Source organism: Gloeobacter kilaueensis JS1 (assembly GCF_000484535.1).
Lineage (GTDB): Bacteria > Cyanobacteriota > Cyanobacteriia > Gloeobacterales > Gloeobacteraceae > Gloeobacter > Gloeobacter kilaueensis.
Window position 1 is genome coordinate 4,260,749 of record NC_022600.1, and the last position, 19,980, is coordinate 4,280,728.

At 54.2% G+C, this 19,980-nt stretch carries 17 protein-coding genes and 2 CRISPR repeat arrays; of the genes, 9 read left to right on the plus strand and 8 right to left on the minus strand.

Annotated features, from left to right (window positions below; all coding sequences use genetic code 11):
• Window positions 1-134 precede the first annotated feature (134 nt).
• The 8 genes from GKIL_RS19780 to GKIL_RS25020 all read left to right on the plus strand — a co-directional run bounded on the left by GKIL_RS19780 (window position 135) and on the right by GKIL_RS25020 (window position 10,487).
• Complete coding sequence (locus GKIL_RS19780) at window positions 135-1,304, plus strand: aspartate aminotransferase family protein (RefSeq protein WP_051382873.1); 1,170 nt, start codon at window positions 135-137, stop codon at window positions 1,302-1,304.
• Window positions 1,305-1,439: 135 nt separating this feature from the next.
• A complete protein-coding gene (locus GKIL_RS19785; protein WP_023175638.1) occupies window positions 1,440-3,281 on the plus strand; it encodes a HipA domain-containing protein in 1,842 nt (613 codons plus the stop codon).
• 321 nt (window positions 3,282-3,602) lie between these two features.
• Window positions 3,603-5,087: a Cas10/Cmr2 second palm domain-containing protein gene (locus GKIL_RS19790; RefSeq protein ID WP_023175639.1), complete on the plus strand. Its 1,485-nt coding sequence runs from the start codon at window positions 3,603-3,605 to the stop codon at window positions 5,085-5,087.
• Entirely contained in the window at window positions 5,072-6,058 is a 987-nt protein-coding gene (locus GKIL_RS19795; RefSeq protein WP_023175640.1) for a type III-B CRISPR module-associated Cmr3 family protein, read from the plus strand. The genes GKIL_RS19790 and GKIL_RS19795 overlap by 16 nt, the downstream gene beginning before the upstream one ends.
• A 3-nt stretch (window positions 6,059-6,061) precedes the next feature.
• A complete protein-coding gene (locus GKIL_RS19800) occupies window positions 6,062-6,859 on the plus strand; it encodes an RAMP superfamily CRISPR-associated protein (protein ID WP_023175641.1) in 798 nt (265 codons plus the stop codon).
• 3 nt (window positions 6,860-6,862) lie between these two features.
• A complete protein-coding gene (locus GKIL_RS19805; protein ID WP_023175642.1) occupies window positions 6,863-7,276 on the plus strand; it encodes a hypothetical protein in 414 nt (137 codons plus the stop codon).
• On the plus strand, window positions 7,269-8,930 hold the full coding sequence (locus tag GKIL_RS19810) for an RAMP superfamily CRISPR-associated protein (protein ID WP_023175643.1): 1,662 nt from the start codon (window positions 7,269-7,271) through the stop codon (window positions 8,928-8,930). The genes GKIL_RS19805 and GKIL_RS19810 overlap by 8 nt, the downstream gene beginning before the upstream one ends.
• Window positions 8,931-8,936: 6 nt before the next feature.
• Window positions 8,937-10,487 (plus strand): hypothetical protein, encoded by a 1,551-nt coding sequence (locus GKIL_RS25020; RefSeq protein WP_023175644.1) that lies wholly within the window; start codon window positions 8,937-8,939, stop codon window positions 10,485-10,487.
• 168 nt (window positions 10,488-10,655) lie between these two features.
• Window positions 10,656-12,199: direct repeats of the CRISPR family, unit length 36 nt; unit sequence GTTTCCAATCTAATCGTCCGCTGAGGGACGTCGAAC.
• 90 nt (window positions 12,200-12,289) lie between these two features.
• Window positions 12,290-14,183: direct repeats of the CRISPR family, unit length 36 nt; unit sequence GTTTCCAATCTAATCGTCCGCTGAGGGACGTCGAAC.
• A gap of 195 nt (window positions 14,184-14,378) precedes the next feature.
• Here GKIL_RS25020 and cas2 read toward each other — a convergent pair.
• The 5 genes from cas2 to GKIL_RS19835 all read right to left on the minus strand — a co-directional run bounded on the left by cas2 (window position 14,379) and on the right by GKIL_RS19835 (window position 17,610).
• Window positions 14,379-14,654: a CRISPR-associated endonuclease Cas2 gene (cas2, locus tag GKIL_RS25975; protein ID WP_023175645.1), complete on the minus strand. Its 276-nt coding sequence runs from the start codon at window positions 14,652-14,654 to the stop codon at window positions 14,379-14,381.
• A gap of 1 nt (window position 14,655) precedes the next feature.
• Window positions 14,656-15,651, minus strand: a complete 996-nt coding sequence (gene cas1, locus GKIL_RS19825) for a CRISPR-associated endonuclease Cas1 (protein ID WP_023175646.1) — start codon at window positions 15,649-15,651, stop codon at window positions 14,656-14,658.
• Window positions 15,644-15,868: a CRISPR-associated protein Csx18 gene (gene csx18, locus GKIL_RS25025; protein WP_023175647.1), complete on the minus strand. Its 225-nt coding sequence runs from the start codon at window positions 15,866-15,868 to the stop codon at window positions 15,644-15,646. The genes cas1 and csx18 overlap by 8 nt, the downstream gene beginning before the upstream one ends.
• A 20-nt stretch (window positions 15,869-15,888) precedes the next feature.
• Complete coding sequence (locus GKIL_RS19830; protein WP_023175648.1) at window positions 15,889-17,148, minus strand: hypothetical protein; 1,260 nt, start codon at window positions 17,146-17,148, stop codon at window positions 15,889-15,891.
• A gap of 186 nt (window positions 17,149-17,334) precedes the next feature.
• Window positions 17,335-17,610: a type II toxin-antitoxin system RelE/ParE family toxin gene (locus GKIL_RS19835; protein WP_023175649.1), complete on the minus strand. Its 276-nt coding sequence runs from the start codon at window positions 17,608-17,610 to the stop codon at window positions 17,335-17,337.
• Window positions 17,611-17,783: 173 nt separating this feature from the next.
• Between GKIL_RS19835 and GKIL_RS19840 the strand changes: the two genes are divergently transcribed.
• Window positions 17,784-18,269 (plus strand): Uma2 family endonuclease, encoded by a 486-nt coding sequence (locus GKIL_RS19840; RefSeq protein ID WP_223173789.1) that lies wholly within the window; start codon window positions 17,784-17,786, stop codon window positions 18,267-18,269.
• Window positions 18,270-18,335: 66 nt separating this feature from the next.
• Here GKIL_RS19840 and GKIL_RS23910 read toward each other — a convergent pair whose 3' ends face one another.
• From GKIL_RS23910 to GKIL_RS19850, 3 genes are all read right to left on the minus strand, one after another.
• Window positions 18,336-18,770 carry an HNH endonuclease gene (locus GKIL_RS23910; protein ID WP_023175651.1) on the minus strand — a complete coding sequence of 145 codons (435 nt, stop codon included), beginning with the start codon at window positions 18,768-18,770 and terminating at the stop codon, window positions 18,336-18,338.
• Window positions 18,767-19,162 carry a hypothetical protein gene (locus GKIL_RS19845; RefSeq protein ID WP_041244093.1) on the minus strand — a complete coding sequence of 132 codons (396 nt, stop codon included), beginning with the start codon at window positions 19,160-19,162 and terminating at the stop codon, window positions 18,767-18,769. The genes GKIL_RS23910 and GKIL_RS19845 overlap by 4 nt, the downstream gene beginning before the upstream one ends.
• 93 nt (window positions 19,163-19,255) lie before the next feature.
• The gene (locus GKIL_RS19850; protein WP_023175652.1) at window positions 19,256-19,978 is read right to left on the minus strand and encodes a Uma2 family endonuclease; all 723 of its coding nucleotides are present in this window, start codon (window positions 19,976-19,978) and stop codon (window positions 19,256-19,258) included.
• Window positions 19,979-19,980: the final 2 nt, after the last annotated feature.

A 19,980-nucleotide genomic window follows, 5' to 3' on the forward strand; every position in this document is an offset into this window, starting at 1 on the left:
AGGTTTCGGGCAAACAGGCGGGCTATGGGCATGACAGCCGGTGCGGGCGTATAACAGATGAGTTGCGATAGATTAGATCCACCTCAGGAGTGAAAACCGTGGAGACTGTCCGGCAAGCCTTTGAAGAGCACGTCATGCACACTTACGCTCGCTTTCCAGTCGTCTTCGAGCGCGGCGAAGGGTGCTATCTCGAGGACAGTGAAGGACGACGCTACCTCGATTTCGTCGCCGGTATCGCCACCTGTGCCCTCGGACATGCCCACCCGGTCCTGGGTGCCGCTATTGCCGAGCAGGCCCGCACGCTCATCCACGTCTCAAATCTTTATTACACCCGCCAGCAGGGTGAACTGGCCCGTTGGCTCACTGACAATTCGGTGGCCGATCAAGTCTTCTTCTGCAACTCGGGAGCCGAGGCCAACGAAGGGGCGATCAAGCTCGCCCGCAAGTATGGCCGCACTGTCCTGGGCATCGCCGAGCCGCAGATTATCAGCACCCACCTGAGCTTTCATGGCCGCACCCTGGCGACTGTCACCGCCACCGGCCAGCCCAAATATCAAAAGCACTTCCATCCCCTCGTTCCCGGTTTCGTCCACGTTCCCTACAACGACTTCGACGCCCTGCGCGCCCAGGTCACCGATGCCACCTGCGCCGTGCTCATCGAACCCATCCAGGGTGAGGGGGGTGTGATGCCGGGAGACGTCGATTTCTTCCGCAAGCTGCGGCGCTTCTGCAGCGAACAGCGCATCCTGCTCATCCTCGATGAAGTGCAGACGGGCATGGGGCGCACCGGCAAACTCTGGGGCTACGAGCACCTGGGTATCGAACCGGACATCTTCACCCTCGCCAAAGCCCTCGGCGGTGGTGTGCCGATCGGGGCTCTGTGTGCAAAGGCCGAATTTTCGCTCTTCGAGCCCGGCGATCACGCGAGCACCTTCGGGGGCAATCCCCTTGCCTGCGCGGCGGGACTGGCGGTCTGCCAGACCCTCGAAGCGGAAGCGCTGGTCGAAAATGCCAGGGTGCGCGGTGAACAGCTCGCCGCCGGTCTCAAGCGCATCGCCGAGCGCTTCGGTAGCCTCGTGCGCCTCAGCCGGGGCCGGGGGTTGATGCAAGGTTTGGTCCTTGTCGCCCCCCGCGCCGCCGAAGTCGTTCGCCTGGCGATGGACGAGGGTCTGCTGCTGGTAAGTGCCGGACCCGAAGTCGTCCGCCTGGTGCCGCCTTTGATCGTGAGTGCCATCGAGATCGACGAAGCCCTCGCCATCCTCGAAGGCGTGCTCGCCCGGCTGCCGGTGACGGTGACGGCCTGAGCTATTCCGGCACCGCTGCAAAATCTATCAGCGGAATTTTAATTTTCTCGTACCTGAAGCACGAGAAAATTAAGTTATGCTCGATTTCGGAGCTGAAGTTCTCATCTTCTCGTACCTCAGGCACGCAATGATTAAGTGGCCCTGTACCTGATCGGCCTCAATCTGGACAGCCCCACGGCCCATTACAGGGCTGAGCGCGGCTACCTTGTGCAACTGCTCCGTGGAATCTACGTCGATGCTACGGATGACGTGGATGCAGTCGTTCTGCAACACGCCGTCCGGATTGCAAAGTATCTCTACCCCAACACCTATCTATCGGCAGCGAGTGCCATTCTGCTTGGTCCTACCGCTGACGGTCGTCTTTTCCTGTCGGGCAGGCGCAAGCAGCGCACGCGCATCAGGACACTGGAGATTATCCAGAATCAGGCACCAGCCTACCCCTCCGTGGCACCCACGCTTGTGAAAGATTCGCTGGGAGAGATAAGCGTCGATGTATCGGCAATTCGTCAAAGTTTGTTGGAAGCATTTCGACGCCGCAGCGAACAGTCAGCCTCCATCGATCCAGCAATGAAGCAGGCGCTTGTCGAGCGGCTCGTCAGCGAATATGGCAGTCCGTCTAAAGCAGCAGATGCCGTTTGGGCTCTGGCCCGTGAGAACCAGTGGTACAGGGAAGGCGAGGAAGCGGAGCAATGGCTGCTGCGCCAGCCACCGATCGTCGTCAGCAATGCCGAGACAGGCATCACCTTTCATATCACCTGGCACGGTGTGCCCCTCGGGCGGTTGCGCAACGACGGCTTCGAGTGGCGCTGGCTGCTGGAGAAAGTGGATCTCATCTCTCCGGTCCGAGATACTGTGCCAGGACAACTGCCGCCGTTTATCAGTTCGCTTCTGCCGGAGGGCTGGACTGAGGAGGTGCTGCAGACCGACGACGAGCGGGAAGTTCTGCTCGGTGGTCGCCGGTACCTGTCCAACATTGCGATTGTCGATGATCTGGCAAAGCTTGCCAGCCTGCCTGTCGATGTGCTCGATGGCAGGCTCGCTCGCTGGATGCAGGAAGGACGATTTGTTGGTGCCTACGCGGGTCCAGGCAGAGGACACATTGCCAAAGGATTCGAGTGGGCAGTGGCTGAACTGTATCGGGATAGAGACACCCCACGCCTTTCAGGTGTACAGATCAAGGCTCCGATGTACCTGAATGCCTTGGGACAATTACTCGATGCGCGAGGGCGGCCATTCACGCACATCTTGAAGCCTGCGGGTGCAGCAGGATTCGAGGCCACTCCGATTGTCGAGTGGACAGCGCTCGAACTGGCGAAGCGTATGGAGTTTGTTGTGCCGGCACACGCCCTGGTGGAGATGCCGGAGCAGCTACCACCGGCACTGGTGGTGGAGCGCTTTGACATTCGGTGCGGACTGGAAGACAACCAGCAGTTATATTGCCAGGAGGACTTCTGTTCGCTGCTGAACATCTCCAGTGCCAAGAAGTATGGTTCGACCATCGAGCAGGTGGCAAAAACCCTGCGCTCCGTCTCGACCGAGCCGGAAGCAGATCTGCTCCTGCTCTGGCGCAGAGCCCTGTTTGCCTGGCTGATTGCCGATGGAGACATGCATCTAAAGAACCTTGCAGTACTAAGAATCGCTGTACCTGGCGAGCGGTCGTTTCTGTCTGTGCGTCTGGCCCCGGTATACGATACCCTCACTACCCGAGTCTTCCCAGGGATGGCTCAGGACCGTATGGCTTTGAAACTCAACGGCAAGAACGACAGATTGCAGGCCAGCGATTTTCTCACCCTGGCAAGAACCATCGGGATCAAAGTGTCAACTGCCGAGCAGGCGCTCGCACAGATGACGAGCAAACTGGCCAGTGCAGTTCGGGACATCTGCCTTCCTGCCCTGGCCTACTACGGCCCCCAGGGATTGGAGAAATTTACCCAACTTCAGCAGATCGTTGAAACTCGCTGCAAAAAAATGGCCTGATGTGTTCCTACGAAAAACTCCGGCCCCGCAAGTTTTGCAGTAAAGGACAGAGCCAGTGCAATCGTCAGTAGCAATGAGCAGTAGAACTGGTGCAGTCACGTTTGGCTGTACAGCTACATTGACTGTCCTGGCTATGTAATGCTCCAAAGTTTGACAGAGATATCCAGTACCCTGAATCTTGGCTGGGCGATCGGCTGAGGGGGGAACAGACAAAGCGGTACGTACTTCAGAGATTACTAAGTTTTTTCAATTAATAGCAGCTGCTGATTACAGGAGGTGTAAGCTTTCCGGGTACTCCTGTTTTGAAGTGAATTGTCAGCTTTGTATACTGTCTTCACCTTTGCCCCCGTTCAAGGATTCATCGAAAAATCCCGAAAACTCCGAGACCTTTACGGTGCTTCAATCATCCTTTCGTATCTCACCTTCCGGTTGACCGAGAAGGCCGAAGCAGCTGAAGGTGTGCAGGTCATTTCTCCTGGAATGCCAAATGTGCAGGAAGGAATGCCGAATCGCATCGTCCTCAGTGGAGTCGTGACAGTCGAAGAATATCAGAAAGCATTCTTTGAGAACTGGCGGCGGATGTTGCGGGAAGTGCGCGACTGGATCGAGCGGCAACTACCTGCTTATGAGTACTGCTGGCGCGACGAATGGCAGCACTGGGGCAACCATGCCTGGGAGTTTTTCTGGGGGCAGGGAGCTTCTGTGCCTGAGGCTGTGAACGACCTGGAGGCACGTAAGCTCGCTCGCAGTTGGACAGGAATCAACTGGACGGGAGAAAGTTCGAGCCTATCGGGTACTGACGCCATAGCCTGGCCAGGTCTTGGCCGAGTGGTGGATGTGCGCAGCCGGAAGCTGAATCAAGAAAAACAGCAAATTCAATTGTTTTACTCGGAGCTTGCTAAGCGACTCGATCCACAAGGGGAAGGCAAATTTCTGGCTGAAAACGAACAGCTCAGCATTCCAGAGCTTACCAAGCGACTGGTCACGCGCCACGATCTCGCCCGCTCATTGGGAATGACCGAACTAGAAGCGGGTTTTACTGATCTCGCTCGTGAGCAGGACAAGGGTACCTGGACTGGTTGGCTGATGGGTGATGGTGACAAGATCGGCAACTATCTAAAGGATCTTGCCCGATCAGAGGACGGGGGTGCATTGCGGCACTTTAGCGAGGCTATGCGCGAGTGGGGCAGGAGCTTCGCCCGAGATTTTGCTCAAGAAAAACTTGGCCGAGTAATATATGCAGGTGGCGATGACTTCCTGGCTGTCTTCTACCGGCCCCAGAAGAAATTGTTGCCTGGAGAAGTAATAGATTGGCTGTGCAATTTCCCAAAAATCTGGAGGCAACACGGTCAGAAAGTAACTGTAAGTGCTGGATTTGTTTGGGCGGCTCCCAGGGTTCCCCAGCGCGATGTGCTCCAGCACTGTCGTGAGGCGGAGCAGCTCTCCAAAGCCGCTGGTCGGGATCGCCTCACTCTGCGGGTGGTCTTCAACAGCGGACAGTACGTCCAGTGGACTTGCCCGTGGGAGTACCTGAAGACACTGATGGAACGTCGCAATCAGGTTGATTGGACACGACTATACAAAGATCTCGCCGAACTGCAAGCTCGTCACGCCTTTGAAGAGAATCACGAATCTGCCGATCCTCGCGTGGCTCTTGCCCTTTTTGACATATATTTTCCAAGGCAGGGAGAGTACTTAAACGCTCATCGCACACTCGTACACAAAGACAAATTCTCAGGCCAAGCGATCAATTCCTGGATTTCGGATCTCATTCGCGTAGGGTGGCATCTGTGTTCCAATACGTAATCACCGTTGAACCCCTTGGCCTACTGTATGGAAGTGCCGGGGCATTTCTGTCGCCTGCGAATCTGGTAGGCCGGGCTGGTCGGCGCTTCCCACCGGACGCTCCCACTCTCTCGGGTCTTTATTACAACGGTGCGTCCGAGGCACTGCGGCGTGAGTTGGGTGAAAAGCTGCATCTGGCTGGCCCCTTCTGGGCTGAGCAAGAGGATCCGCTCAACTTCTATGTACCCATTCCCTGGACTCGAGTCGTTGGCGAAGACAGCAGCGATGAGTGGACAATTGCCGATCACCACTGGCAACGCACCGACCCTGACCTCAAGCCTGCTTATCGCTGGCAACCGATCAATAGCTGGAAGGCTCCTCTGCGCAACCTACAGAAGAATCAAGCCAGGAAGGATCCCTGGCAGTTCGTGCCCGCTCTGCATCCGCATTTGAAAGACGACGAGCGCTGCGTGCCCGAGCAGGACGGTTTGTTTCTAGAAAATGCTGCGCAGATGTGCCCTGGCACTTGCCTGGTCTACCTGGCCAGCCATCCGCTCTCGGCGGGTTGGTACCGCTTCGGCGGTGAGAGTCACGTTGTACAGATTGGCTGTCGCGACTTGCCGGAACGTTCAAAGGCGATGGCTCTATTGGCTGAGCCCATCGATCGGGCTTTCGCTCTGCTGACTCCGGGGATCTGGGGATCGAACCGCTTTTCACTGCGCCATCCGCAACACCCCGATTTTCCCAAACCAGTGCTGATGCTCACTGAAAAGCCGGTGCCGTTTCGTTATCGCATCGCCGAGCAATTGGGGCGCGGACGATACGCGGTGCCCGCCGGGAGTGTCTATGTTCTAAGTCAGCCGCTAGACCAACCCTGGCGTGACTGGAACAGCGACTGGTTTCCGCGAGAAGGCCATAGCTACAAGCGCTGGGGCTGCGGCCTGGCCCTGCCCCTCGAAATAGAAGGACTGCAAACCCTCCAAGGAGTCTGAACCATGTATAGTCGCGCCTATGGCGTCATCGAGGCGCTCGCTCCCCTGCATGTTGGGGCGAGTGCAGGTGAGGAGAGTGGTAACCTCAATCTCATCTTTCGCGATCAGTTTACCCAGACCGGCATCGTCCCAGGCAGTTCTATTCGGGGCCGTCTGCGCGCTGAGATGCGTCAAGCTGGCGAGCAGGATGAGCAGGAGTGGTATGGTCGAGGCACCGACGCCGGTCGCACCGACGGTATGAGCGAGTCGGCGGTGAAGTTCGAGTACGCCTCGCTCATCTGGCTACCGGTCTTCTGTCCCGGCCAGCCGATTGTCTGGGTGAGTTGCCCACGTCTACTTGCCCGCTACCAGCGCATCGCCGGGATGCAAGGAGAATTACCACGTCCCTACACCGGCTCGAAGGATCTGCAGGGTATCGATGGCAAGGACGTTTTATTCTTCAACCTTGGCTTTCTCACCCTCAAACGCAAAGAGGATTTATCGGCCTGGTTCCCTGAAAGGCGAGCACGTCCGGCGGTTGTCGTCGAGGACTCAGACATGGCGGTGATCCATGACATGGCTCTCTATCGTCAGAGTCGCGTCAAACTCCACGACGAGGTGAAGGTAGTCGATGGCGGTGCTTTCTTCAACGTCGAGGCTCTGCCGGAAGAAACGCTGCTCGTGTTTCCAGTGGCGATTAAACCAACGACAAACGGGAAGACCTGGCAGCCTTTTTCTGATGGTATGAGTGCGGAGATCTACCTGGGTGGGCTGGAGTCGATAGGCTTCGGTCATTGCCGGGTGACTATCTATGGAGTGTGAACGATGAGCTGGCAATCATACCAACTTGACCGCGCCGCCCAAGAACTGGTGCTCAGGCACCGTGACAAAGGTGTACTCAACCAGTCTTACAAGATGCGTCAGGCAGCTGCTTTTGGTCTGGAGCGCTTCTGGGGCGAGCATGTTCGTTTGATGAAAGAGGATGCAACGGCAGCAGGCTACTGGAAACAAACCTGGGACTCCCTTGTGACCATCTTGAAAAAGGCGGGTCTAGAGCTTCCAAACCACACCATCAAAGACCCCAAAAAGACTCAGGATATTCAGGCGATGGCAGACGAATTGTGGAAACTCAGTCCCCAAAAGCAGCGTGTTGCTCTGGCTGTGCTTGTGCAATTCTGCGACTGCTTGATCTGGTGGACTCAGCGCTACAAGACCGGCAAGGAGAAGAGCGATGGATAGCAACAAGGTGCCCCAGTTATTTCGGGCACAGGTAGAAGGGCGTTGTCAGCTGCAGAATCCGCGTACAGATGATGCCCAGCGCTGGGCCTACGAGTGGATAGCGAAAGCCGATCGCCGTGCTCCTGCCTTTAGTCGTACCGTCCGTCAGCGGCGCTACCGGATCACCTGGCGCTTTGTCACCAATGGTGGTCAGGACGACGGTGTGATCCGTCCGGTACTAGGTGCGCGGGGCTGGCCCTACTATCCCGGTTCGAGCATGAAGGGGGCGTTTCGCAGCGCCTGTCGTCAGGCCGCTCCTGATAAAGTTATCCGCTACTGCGGGGGCAGTGACGGTCAGGGTGGATGGCGTCCGGGTATTCTGCGATTCCATGGTGGGTACCCGGCCAACGCTGACTGGCAACAACGTGAGCGTCTCGTCGATCTCGTACATCCACAGGAGGGTGTGCAGGTAGAGGCCAGCAGCAGCAGACACAGTGCCTTTGCACTTTTCTCGTTGTACCGTCCAGAATTGCGCTTTGCTCTCTCCAGCAACAAGCCTCTCGAAGATGTTGAGTGGACAGAGATCTGGTCGATTTGGGAAAAAGCACTCAGCCACGGCATCGGTTCACGGGTGAGTGCTGGCTATGGTCGTGTTGTGAGAGAGCAGGATGGTGAGCGCGAACTGCTGGTAGCTGATCCACTTGTCAGTGTGCATTTGACCGGGCAGGGGCAGGCATCCTATCTGCTCACCAAAGCGAGTCCGAGACCGGCAGAGTTTCGTCCCAACATGTTCAAAGCGGCTTTACGCGGACACACCCGACGTCTGTTTGGGGGATTCGTAGATGAGGCAACTGCTGAGGAGTTGACATACGAACTGTGGGGAGGCATCCAGGGCAAGGCAAAAGCTGGTTTATTGGGAGTAGTCTTTAATGGCGAGGCTGAACTGGGTACCCATGGCCGTGGTTCTTTTGCAGTACCAACCTATACCGTTAAAGACGGCTGGCTTCGCGTTGTCCAGACTAGAGACATCCCCGATGAACGCTGTCACGAGCTAATCAAATTAGTTGCGCGCCTGATGCAATTCAGCCTGCTACTAGGAGGTTTTGGCAAATCGTGGCGACGGGTGGATCATCGGCTTTTTTATCCGCAATACTACACCGATAGCAACAAGCCTCTCATTGGCTGCCATTGGAAATTATCGGAAAAAAAACTTCATCCTGTCTACGTAACAATTAATGACTTACAAGATGTTGGAAAGGCAATCGAGAAAATCCGAAATCAGTGCCACAGGTGGATAATGAGCCATCCCAACATCAAGCTGCGTGAAAAGCCTTGCCACTGGCGCGAAGCTTGGCACGCAGATAAGGTGCAGGTTTGGGGACGAGTTGCTTCTGATAAAGCTGATAGTCGGGCGGTATCCTGGTTTCATGGTCCCTATCAAAACCAGGCGACCATCAAAGGCTCGGAATTAACTGGGAGGCTCGGCGCAATCGGTCGCATCTGGCACCGAATGTACCCTAGAGTGATCAGGGAAGCGGACCATTTAGTAGCAAAGCCTGAGTTTGTCGAACTGTTGACTCTATTCCCCGATTCAAGCCAACAAACTCAAAGATTTATCAACTTTCTCGCTACTCCCCAAAGTGGTTTTACCAAGCTCTGGCCTTTTGAGGAATAAGATTTTATGTCTCTATGGATTGTCACCGTTGGCAGCAGCGATGTGCAGTTGTCTTCTCGTAGTAACTGGTATACATTATTCGAGAAAGTGCGCTCTGAACTGGAGTGCGAGGAGTTCTCGCCACAGGAAGTCGAGTCAGAAGCTGCTGAGCGGCGCTACGTGGTGCCGGGACGGGTGCTAGGTCTTGTCTACGGTACAAGCTCTAAGCATGAAGACCTTGTTTTTCCACTGCTAGATGCCTACACTTCTCGGTTATTACCTCTGCAACCTCCAAGCAAAGTTGTTTTTCTACTTACCGATCAATCAAATCTAGCTCTTGAGCGTCGTCTGCCCCAATCACCTTACTGGCAGGACACCTGCACCCTAGCACCATTGCTTGCTGCTTATATTCACCGTCGCCTCAATCTCGAACCACAAATGCTCATTCTTACTCCACCAAAGGGTGGGCGTGGTATCGACCATTGGGATGCCACTCTAAAGCTGGTTGGTGAGCAACTAATGCAGTTAACAACTAAATTGCACGAACCTGTCTATGTGAGTCACCAAGCCGGTACCCCTGCGCTTTCGTCTGCAGTACAGTTTATGAGCTTGAGCCAATTCGGCGAACAGGTACGCTTTCTCGTTGTTAACCGCTTTGACAGCGGCGAACCAGTAGAATGTATAGAGAGTTCACGCTATTTGCGGGGCATTCGAGCACAAGAAGCCAGACGACTGGTGGTTGACGGTATACCTGGGGCCGCACTCAATTTGCTTACTGTCTCAGATTCTGAAGCTACCTTTCGACACCCTGAACTGGTAAAGTTAGTAAACTTTTTCAATCTGCGCAGTACAGGCACTGGCCGAGAGAAAGACTTCGATCTTGATCAGGTAGCCCAGCGACTTTTCGAGGCTCTCGAACTCATCTCTATTTTCTTTCATCAGCGTAATTATTTAACTGGAATCACTCTACTGGCTGCTGCTCACGAGCTTTTTTTAAAAGCAGCTGTTATCAGAGCGCTTACGACACGCTCAGAGATAGTTATTCGTGGCAACTCACTGTTGTTGAACCAGCTTATTGAATGGAATGAGTACGGTCTGCGGCTGAAGAAGAGCGAGTTACTTATACGCTTTGGCCTGCCTGACGATAAAGATGGCAAGAATTGGGGAGGTTTGAAAGAAGGGATCGACAAATGCCTCAATTATCCTAAGCCTGCACTTAACAGGCGCTTTTTTGATGCTAATGCTAACTTGCTTCCGTGGCTGAAAGCACTTCGAGCAGACTTTGTTAGTTGGCCATTGCTCAACTGGATCTGCGATGATAAGCGGTCTACTGAGCAGGATCTGCGCAACCAATTGATGCACAACTTACGGGGGATTGAAGAAGAAGATGTAGTCCGCTATTTACTGGCAGGCAAGCAAGCAGAGATTGGAGAAAGCCCCGCCTCCACCTACAGAGTAAAGATATTGGAACCATTTCTAGCAGCACTAGAGCTTGTTGGCTCTGTCGATAAAGATGCAGTGCTTCTCGATCATCGGTTGAATGAGACAGCCAAACATCTTGTGCATTATTCACTCTAACTAGAAAATGCAGAGCCGATAGTGTTTAACGGCAAGAATTGGAGCGCACATTTCAACTCAATCTTCCATTAAGGGGTGTCGAGCTTCTCAGGTCTGCATGTGGTCTTTTATCGCTTAACACACGTCGAACGTGACAAGCTTCTGGCCTATTTTGAGACTTGCAAGTGGGCTTCCAATCTAATCGTTCGCTGAGGGACGTCGAACCTCCTGCACAGTGATCGGTATGTTGGATCTAGAGTGCCAGGTACTCACGTTTCCAATCTAATCGTCCGCTGAGGGACGTCGAACACGCCCGGTAACACGCCCGGTAGCCCATCGGTAATCATTCAAAATCTCTACGTCACCACGTTTCCAATCTAATCGTCCGCTGAGAGACGTCGAACACTTCCTGGCCCTCGGAGACGCCCAGGCGCAGACCGGTTAACCCGTTTCCAATCTAATCGTCCGCTGAGGGACGTCGAACACCCGCCACTCTCACGTGGACTGCCCTCGGCTCCCGAAAGTTTTTATGTTTCCAATCTAATCGTCCGCTGAGGGACGTCGAACTCGCATTTACATTACTGCTTGCGTAGTGGGTGGCATCACCTTTGGTGTGTTTCCAATCTAATCGTCCGCTGAGGGACGTCGAACAGATTGTTCGCGCCGATATCGATCGTGCCAACAGCACGTTTCCAATCTAATCGTCCGCTGAGGGACGTCGAACTGGCTCTGCTTACGACCAGCGTGATGAAGACCAGAAAGCAGTTGTTTCCAATCTAATCGTCCGCTGAGGGACGTCGAACATCCGTGCCGATTTGTTATTGTTGTCCGTATTCGACGTTTCCAATCTAATCGTCCGCTGAGGGACGTCGAACAAGTTCGATTAAATGACTCAATAGTATACCGAATAGCTCCGGGTTTCCAATCTAATCGTCCGCTGAGGGACGTCGAACGATGGGGGCGGAGGGGCGTTTTGGTTCCCCGGCTTTTCCGTTTCCAATCTAATCGTCCGCTGAGGGACGTCGAACTTCATGTCTTCTAACAGCACTGCGGGAGAAGGAGTCTAATTGTTTCCAATCTAATCGTCCGCTGAGGGACGTCGAACTTTCACTAGGTCTGGAGTTCAAATGGACATCGTCATCGTATTCCTCACGTTTCCAATCTAATCGTCCGCTGAGGGACGTCGAACAGAGTAGCGAGCAGGAAAACGCCTCAGATACTTAGATGTTTCCAATCTAATCGTCCGCTGAGGGACGTCGAACCGGCGGCGTCATTTGGAAGAAGAGGGTGACTTAATGGACAAGTTTCCAATCTAATCGTCCGCTGAGGGACGTCGAACGAGCGCTATTACCAATGGCGGGTTAAAAACAATCTGCATGTTTCCAATCTAATCGTCCGCTGAGGGACGTCGAACACAGTGGCCTTACTGAGTGGAGGGGAAAGCTCCCGCCGATCGCGTTTCCAATCTAATCGTCCGCTGAGGGACGTCGAACCATTCGTTTATAAGTATTGGGTGATCTTCAACTAGTGGTTTCCAATCTAATCGTCCGCTGAGGGACGTCGAACATGAGTTGGTGGCGGCACGGAAACGGAAATAGTCAGATCCTCATCCCTGACTAGGTTTCCAATCTAATCGTCCGCTGAGGGACGTCGAACTCAAGTATCTTCATTACGACCGCATGGACCAGCTCACCAAGTTTCCAATCTAATCGTCCGCTGAGGGACGTCGAACAAATCATGGTCATCCGCATCATCACCCTCGCCGCACTTGCGGCTGCTGGTTGGGTTATCTTCATCGCCGCCTTCGGCGTTGACGGCCTCATGTTTCCAATCTAATCGTCCGCTGAGGGACGTCGAACAGGCTTATACCGTAACTGGGCTTTATGACGAAGTGCAGGTTTCCAATCTAATCGTCCGCTGAGGGACGTCGAACCCGCGCCGAAGCTAAGAGTCGCTACGAGCTCCAGCAGTCTCGTATGACAAACACCCCAGCTTCCAACCCCTCGGTCACGAGTGGCCGGTTTCCAATCTAATCGTCCGCTGAGGGACGTCGAACAGGCGTTGATATCGCCGAAGATCGTGGCAAAGCTCTTGCTGTTAAAGTTTCCAATCTAATCGTCCGCTGAGGGACGTCGAACCCGTCCTCCTGTCTTTGGTGGTCTACTTCACCACCTTTTGTCGGTTTCCAATCTAATCGTCCGCTGAGGGACGTCGAACAGGTCTGGTCGCGGTAAAGCAATAACGAAAGTAATTCGGAAGTTTCCAATCTAATCGTCCGCTGAGGGACGTCGAACACCCAGCTGGGCGGCGGCGGAGCGCAGGTATCGATGGTTTCCAATCTAATCGTCCGCTGAGGGACGTCGAACCTTACTAATGACCCAGCATAGTTCCGGTGGACAGGGCTCGTTTTGACTCGTTTCCAATCTAATCGTCCGCTCAGGGACGTCGAACGCGTACGTGATTGGGCTGATAGTCTAGTAGCGCGGTTGAGACAGCCGGTTTCCAATCTAATCGTCCGCTGAGGGACGTCGAACTTGTTGGCAAGCCCGTCAAGCCTTACACGCCGATGCAGGCGCTGCTTGACGTTTCCAATCTAATCGTCCGCTGAGGGACGTCGAACCTGACAGCCACGACCCACCTGACTATACCTACAGCGCGGTGGTTTCCAATCTAATCGTCCGCTGAGGGACGTCGAACGCTGGGGTGCTAAGGGCACGTTCAAGACTGTTGACAACGACGCTGAGGTTTCCAATCTAATCGTCCGCTGAGGGACGTCGAACACCGCCTGCTTGCAGACAACGGCAACGTTCTCACTACCGGTTGACGCACCAATGGCCGACCAAAAGACTACCGACCTTGCAACGTTTCCAATCTAATCGTCCGCTGAGGGACGTCGAACCAGCAGCAGCTGATAGATAGCTGGCTTGCGGACTTGCGCAGTGTCTGGAACCACGGCCTAGCTCTGCTGCTGGAGCACGAGAGTTTCAGGTTTCCAATCTAATCGTCCGCTGAGGGACGTCGAACCTCAACCGCCGCCAGCTCGCCGTCCCCCATCTCCTCACGTTTCCAATCTAATCGTCCGCTGAGGGACGTCGAACTCTATGAAGTTGTCCACCAATTCAACCAACTCAATACGAGTTTCCAATCTAATCGTCCGCTGAGGGACGTCGAACCGACAACACTGGCGTTACCGAGTCGATTTTGCCGTTCAAGTTTCCAATCTAATCGTCCGCTGAGGGACGTCGAACCAACTTCGTGCACAACAGTGCGCGTCACGTAGCGGTTAACAAACCGCTCGAGTTTCCAATCTAATCGTCCGCTGAGGGACGTCGAACACGCTGAAATTGCATCAGTTTTGATGCCAATCGAATTGGTTTCCAATCTAATCGTCCGCTGAGGGACGTCGAACCAACTTGATTGATACGCCCCTCAGCAACGCTTGTACGGTGCAGTTTCCAATCTAATCGTCCGCTGAGGGACGTCGAACAAGCTTGAAGAACGACATCATCAGCTACTTTCAGAGCGGTTTCCAATCTAATCGTCCGCTGAGGGACGTCGAACTTTTGCACTTTGACAAGATCGTAAGCGGCTGATAAGTTATTAGTTTGTTTCCAATCTAATCGTCCGCTGAGGGACGTCGAACGGTCCTATCCCAGAAGCTGGTCCCTATGTGCGCAAAGCGTTTCCAATCTAATCGTCCGCTGAGGGACGTCGAACTGTCTCCAGTGTACCCCTTGCTACAAGTGGACTTGAAGATGATTTTGCGACGACCAACATGTAGCCAGGGTGGAAGCAACACGCAATCTGGACAAGAAGAAGCTCAAATCCTTGCCAGGCTTGCATTCGACAACCTCTACAGTAAAATAGGCTCTCAAGCATTTTTCAGAAATTGTCGCAGCTGAATGTTAGTACTTACACAGCAAAATGATCCGGTTTCTCATAGAGGCCATCTCCACCCAAAATCACAATTTTCCTGGTCATATTGGCTGCGATAGGATAGTACCGAAGTGAGTCGTCTGGAAGTTTCAAAAGCTTCAGGAGACGGTTTCTCAGCTCCGAAAACTGAGACTCTTCCAGGTCGCACTCAAACACACTGTACTGCACACGCTTCCCGTATCCTTCGAGGAGCTTGGCGATCTTATTGCGACGTTTAGTGACAGGAATATCGTAAGCGACGACCCAGAGCATTTCAGCGAATCCGGTAGACGTTGAACGGAAGCTCTGGATTCTGCAGAGCAGTTTTGTAGTTCTCGACACCTTGATCGATGAGCTTCCATCGAACGCCGTCGCGTCCGTTCGGCAGTTGAATGGTTTCTCCCATTATTTGCTGAAACTGGGTGACAAACTTGCGGCGTCCGGAGTCTGCGAGGAAACAGGCTCCGTTTGCATATTCAAAGTCTTCAGAGGTGAACATGCGGCGATTGACCATCGTCAGTACTAAAGAATCGATGATAGGTGTGCGAAATGGCTCAATCAAATCTGAGATAAGAGCTAGATGATCGTCTCGTGGAACGTGAAGGTGGCCAAGATATGGATCGCAGCCGTGCAACTCCACGACCGCGCGAACATGGTTCCATAGCAGACTGTAGCCGAAGCTGAGAACCGCATTAGCAGGATTGGTAGGCGGGCGACGAATACGCTCGACTAGACGAAATTCACTGTCCTGTAACTGGCGGCCATAAGCTGGATAGAACTGGGCTGCTGCCGCTCCCTCATTGCCAAGCAAGGCCGCGATGTTACTTGTCTGCGGCACCCGTGATTCTAGATACCGCAGCACATCAACAGCAAACTCATTCTCGGCAATTGGGCGGCGGCGATTGAGCCGCTGTAACAGCACGCGCTGATTGTGGATTTTTGCTTCTACTAGAGATTGTGCCAGGCGCAGGCTTCGCTCAGATTCCTCCTGCACCCGTTGCTGGGCGCGACGCAGGTGCAAACGCCCCTGCTGCGGCGGGCTGAGGGTTCCGTAAAGCCAGCCCTGGCGAGAGAGCAACGCTAGCGGAATGCGCCGCCGCAGGCAGGTCCGCAGTACTTCGATACTCAAGTGGATGCGACCGAAGACAAATATTCGGTCGATGAGTGGCAGGGGTATCTGGCGAACAACTTCTCGTTTGCGGTGAATGGCCAGTTGCTCCCCATCTTTACCAACCCAGATACCTTGTTCAAGCAGATACAGGCTACTCACGGGGCGCTCGTACTGCTAGACCGCCATCGCTAAATAGCCAGCGAGCTACCTGATCAGCACATAAGCCGATAATCAAGCTGGATAAACCGACTGCTACGGTGCAGGTGAGCACTGCCGCAAGCCCGAGCGGTGCAATAAGCAAGATGACGAGGGTGACAGCCGTGTTGACTGAGGCAACGGCGACGTTGCGGAAGAACAAGAGGCGAGCAGAGTTCATAGCTAGACAGTAGAAAGCAGCTACATCCTTAATATGCGCAGGATGTGAGAATTAAGCACCTCAAAGGGATGTTTACCTGAAATAATGCCGATCTCGAGTAAAATTTTTCCCATCGTCTGCGTCAGGTGCTCAGAACCGCGAATCTCAGATAGCCCTTCATAACCGTGGGCGACGATGCAGCGGTTACGCAGGTCGCCGTAACTGTTGATGACGCGCAGATGTAAGAGTAGTATATCTTGGTTGAAGTATTCTAAAATTGCCTCAAGGATCCGGCGGTTGAAATCGCTGTTGAGCTGCAACCTGCCCCCACCTGGCAGACGGTAGCCATCCAGGTACTTGCGTAGCTTCCCGCCGTCTATCTGGTCAATTACCTGCCAGTGATTGCGGTTGAGAAGGGTAAGTCCACATCGTTCTTCAACGACAAGCTGCATAACAGCCTCCTGAAAACGGAAGACCCGTCCGAGAAAATCGGAGTACTCACACGTAGCAAACCTGACGAGAGCGTTGAAGTAGAGTTCACGCAAAAGCACCGGGGGACGGCGCTGACGTAGAGGAGTGATCTCTCGCATTAACTCATTCCGCAGAGGCGAGTCTACGTCGGCGAGGGCAGCATGAGCACGATTAAAATCGAAGGCAAGCCGGAAGCGACCGAAGCGCAGTAGCCCCGTCAACTGCGGGGTTTCCAAATGTGACTGCGCAAGGCTGTCAAGGGCACCAGCATAGTTGAAGTCAGCAATCTGACGGGCAAGCACCTTTGCGTCGAACTCGTCACGGAGGTAGGAAGTGTCGCTTTCAAAAACTCGTGCCTGAGCGACACTCATCTGTGTTGGGTCACGAACTTGCCAGACACGGGCGTTTGGCACATATCCGGCTGCTTGTAGCAAATTCCACGCCGACTTCATTGCCGGTGTGCCTGAGGAGGCATTTAACTCGATGCGGTCCGCTGCACAAAGGGCCATGCTTGCCAGCTCTATCCCCCGCCGCGCCTCGGTTATAGCAGCCTGGATGTCAATTGGATCGGTCGATAGTACCTCATTCACCGGCAGCGCCATGACAGTCGCTGCTTCTAAATACAAGTCCTGGACAAGCCACTCGCGGCATAATTCCATCCGCTCTACCTGGTCGGCGGTGTACAACAGCACGACCCCCCCCACCGTCAATCCCTGGCCCTGTAGATAGCGAGTAAGTGTTACGAGAGAGCCTTCCTGGTTAGTTGGATAACCCGGTCTTTCTGACGAAGGATCCTGTTTACCAACAAATGAAACGACGACACTGACCACCTCAGAGCCCAAAGTAGAAACCAGTATCAGCGTAGCTCTACCTCAAACAAACTGGCTCTGGCTCATCGGTGGATAACGGTTCTTGATAATAGATCGTTGCTCACTCTCTGCGGGTGTTGAAGTTGGAGTCAGCTCTGGTCTCAGTCCAAACCAGCGAAGCGTTGATTTTCTAGAATCCTTAAGTGGCTATCGATCTTCGCGGGCGCGCCACACGCGCAAAATGAAGAGCGCATCGTCCTTTAGTTCGTAACGCATCTCGTAGTCCGCGACGATGAGCCGCCGCACGTTGCGGGGGGCAAATTCCGGCAAGGCAGTACCGAGTTGGGGGAACTGTTCGAGTCGCTTAGCTGCTGCAATGAGGCTTCTGACGACTCTGGCAGCAGCCTGTGGATTTGTCGGTCGCAAAAAGGCATGGAGACGGTTCAAGTCCACAAGAGACTTGTCGGTCCACCTTACTTCCATGCGGGCGGCGGCAGGGGGGCGTCAGTTTCAAGGCTCGCTGCCCAAATTTCAATAGAAGCTTGATCGACAGTGCGACCAGCGTCCACATCCGCTAGACCCTCAAGGGTGAGGCGATAGCGGCGCTCTTCCTGTTCGATAAAATCCGCCAGCGCCTGCCTGACATTCCACCAGTGGTGCCGGACGGTTTCCTCAGCCTCGAGGTCGAGCGCGTCTTCGATGAAGATCTGCGCCTGAGCTATGTGCTCTGGGAGGAATTGAAAGTACCAACTCTCGTTCTCAAGGTGGTCTCCAAGACGCGCAACAAAGAGTACCGGCAAAAAAAAGCGCTCTACGCCGAATTGGGCGTGCCCTACTACGTCATCTATGCGCCCCGCCGCCGTCGCAAGGAACACCTTGAGATTTATCGCCTGGTCGAAGAGCCGTACGTGTTGTTGCCGGGGCAACCGGCGTGGATCGAGGAACTTGGTTTGGGCATTGGCCGAGAGCGAGGCACCTACGAGGGCGTTACAAGAGAATGGTTATACTGGTACGATCGCGACGGCAAACGGTACGCCACGCCTGAAGAACGGTTGGCGCAGGCTGAAGAGCAAGTCGAACGAAATCGAGAGCGAATCAGAGCCTTGGAGCAGAAGCTGCGCGAATCGGGCATCGAGCCGTAGGAACCCTTGTTCGCTTTCGTATACGGAGCTGCTGCAGGAATTTGGTTGAAACAATCCTTTAATTGTTTACGGCAAATCTACGGGTGGATGCCACCCTGCCAGCTCCCACTGCTGACGAACGGTGACGGCAATCAAGTTGTTCATCTGCAAAGCAATCACTGTGGCCCGACCGCAGACTGTGTATCCAATCACTCGCGTCCCATCCGGACTCCAGCGAAAATGCCGGGACCAACGCTGAGTACGAGGATTGAACAGTTTGGTCGATCGGCCTGTTATCGGATCGCGAGCACGGACCTGGGTACCTTTGTAGCTATTGCAAAGCCGACAACTCAGCCACAAATTCTCTTCTTCGTTCGTTCCACCATAAGCTAGAGGAATAATATGTTCTATTTCAAGACGACCCAGGACATATTTTTGAGGACTCAGGCAGTAACCACAACGGTCTTGAGCATGTTGGCGAACCCTTTCACGCAGTTCCTCCGAAATGTATCCAGAACTCATGGACTCAACGGTGGAAGCAATCTTCGTTGTACAGCTTCACGTAGAGCCTGGGCCTTACGAAGTAATTGAAACTGATAAATTTGCATCAGCCCAGCAAGTTCGAGACGCTCAAATTCACCGAGCATACCCGCCTGTTGCCGATTTAGCAATTCACTCAGATGCTGGTCCTGCTGTTCGGGCAATTGCAGTTCGCATAGAGCCAGTACCTGCTCATCGCTTAGTTTCTCGGCTGCGGTGAAATCGCCTGATTCCGGAGCAGGTGAGACTGGAGCGAGAGAAAGAGCTAGAGCTTCGCTCAAAACCTCTCTAACCTCCCGGCCAGATACCTGAGCTAGATCCTGGGCACGGCGGTAGATTTCATCCGGTACATCAAGAGTGATCCGCGTTGTCATAGCTTGAGATTCAGAAGAAAGATCGCCTCAGCAAACCCTAGCCCACAGGGCGACCAAGACCGTGCCAGGGATATGAGAAGGATTAGCCATGGCTTAGAGCGCATCCGGGTCAAGGCCCAGCTCCCGTAATCGTTGGGCCAGGCGCTCGGCGCGCTGTCGCTCTTGTACAACTTGTTGCTCAGCTTGCACGGCTCGCTGTTGCTCCTGTAAAACCTGTTGCTCAGCCTCCAGGGCGCGCTCCATCGGAGTCGGGATCACCGTCCCATCAGCGGTCAGCAGGCGCAGACGATCCTCAGGCACTCCAAAAAACAGCTCAAGCTGCCCACTCCAGAGCCGTCCTGATTCGCTCACCTCAAGCGGCTCGTACTGCCCCTCTACAAGATGAAAACCGCACAGTTCCTGGCTTTGCGGGTCGAACCAGAAGTACTCGGGCACCCGGAGCACATCCTGATAAATTTGTTTTTTCAAACCGCGATCGATCTCCGCCGTCGATTCTGAGAGAATCTCGACGATCACATTGGGCAGGCGGCCTCCCTCCTCCCAGACGGTCCAGCTGCGCCGCTCCCGCCGCTCGCAGCCCAGTACTACAAAAAAGTCCGGCCCCCGAAAGTCCTCGGACTTGCGCTGGGTGAGGCTGTAGTAAATTGTCAGGTTGCCCGAGCAATAAAAATTCTGACGGTCGCGCCAGTGGCTTTCGAGCGACTCGATAAGCACCTGCATCTGCTTACGATGCCAGTCGGATTCCATTGGAGGTTCGTCACTCCACAGGTCGGTGGGCGGCCAGATAACGTCCGCCGCTGGATTCGGCTGGTACATGG

Excerpts from the sequence above, each read along its gene's own strand:
- csx18 (WP_023175647.1), bottom strand. The coding sequence starts at position 15,868 with ATGAACTCTGCTCGCCTCTTGTTCTTCCGCAACGTCGCCGTTGCCTCA.
- cas2 (WP_023175645.1), bottom strand. The coding sequence starts at position 14,654 with ATGCTCTGGGTCGTCGCTTACGATATTCCTGTCACTAAACGTCGCAAT.
- GKIL_RS19805 (WP_023175642.1), top strand. The coding sequence starts at position 6,863 with ATGAGCTGGCAATCATACCAACTTGACCGCGCCGCCCAAGAACTGGTG.
- GKIL_RS19810 (WP_023175643.1), top strand. The coding sequence starts at position 7,269 with ATGGATAGCAACAAGGTGCCCCAGTTATTTCGGGCACAGGTAGAAGGG.
- GKIL_RS19845 (WP_041244093.1), bottom strand. The coding sequence starts at position 19,162 with ATGACAACGCGGATCACTCTTGATGTACCGGATGAAATCTACCGCCGT.
- GKIL_RS19780 (WP_051382873.1), top strand. The coding sequence starts at position 135 with ATGCACACTTACGCTCGCTTTCCAGTCGTCTTCGAGCGCGGCGAAGGG.
- GKIL_RS25020 (WP_023175644.1), top strand. The coding sequence starts at position 8,937 with ATGTCTCTATGGATTGTCACCGTTGGCAGCAGCGATGTGCAGTTGTCT.
- GKIL_RS23910 (WP_023175651.1), bottom strand. The coding sequence starts at position 18,770 with ATGAGTTCTGGATACATTTCGGAGGAACTGCGTGAAAGGGTTCGCCAA.
- GKIL_RS19850 (WP_023175652.1), bottom strand. The coding sequence starts at position 19,978 with ATGTACCAGCCGAATCCAGCGGCGGACGTTATCTGGCCGCCCACCGAC.
- GKIL_RS19835 (WP_023175649.1), bottom strand. The coding sequence starts at position 17,610 with ATGGAAGTAAGGTGGACCGACAAGTCTCTTGTGGACTTGAACCGTCTC.
- GKIL_RS19800 (WP_023175641.1), top strand. The coding sequence starts at position 6,062 with ATGTATAGTCGCGCCTATGGCGTCATCGAGGCGCTCGCTCCCCTGCAT.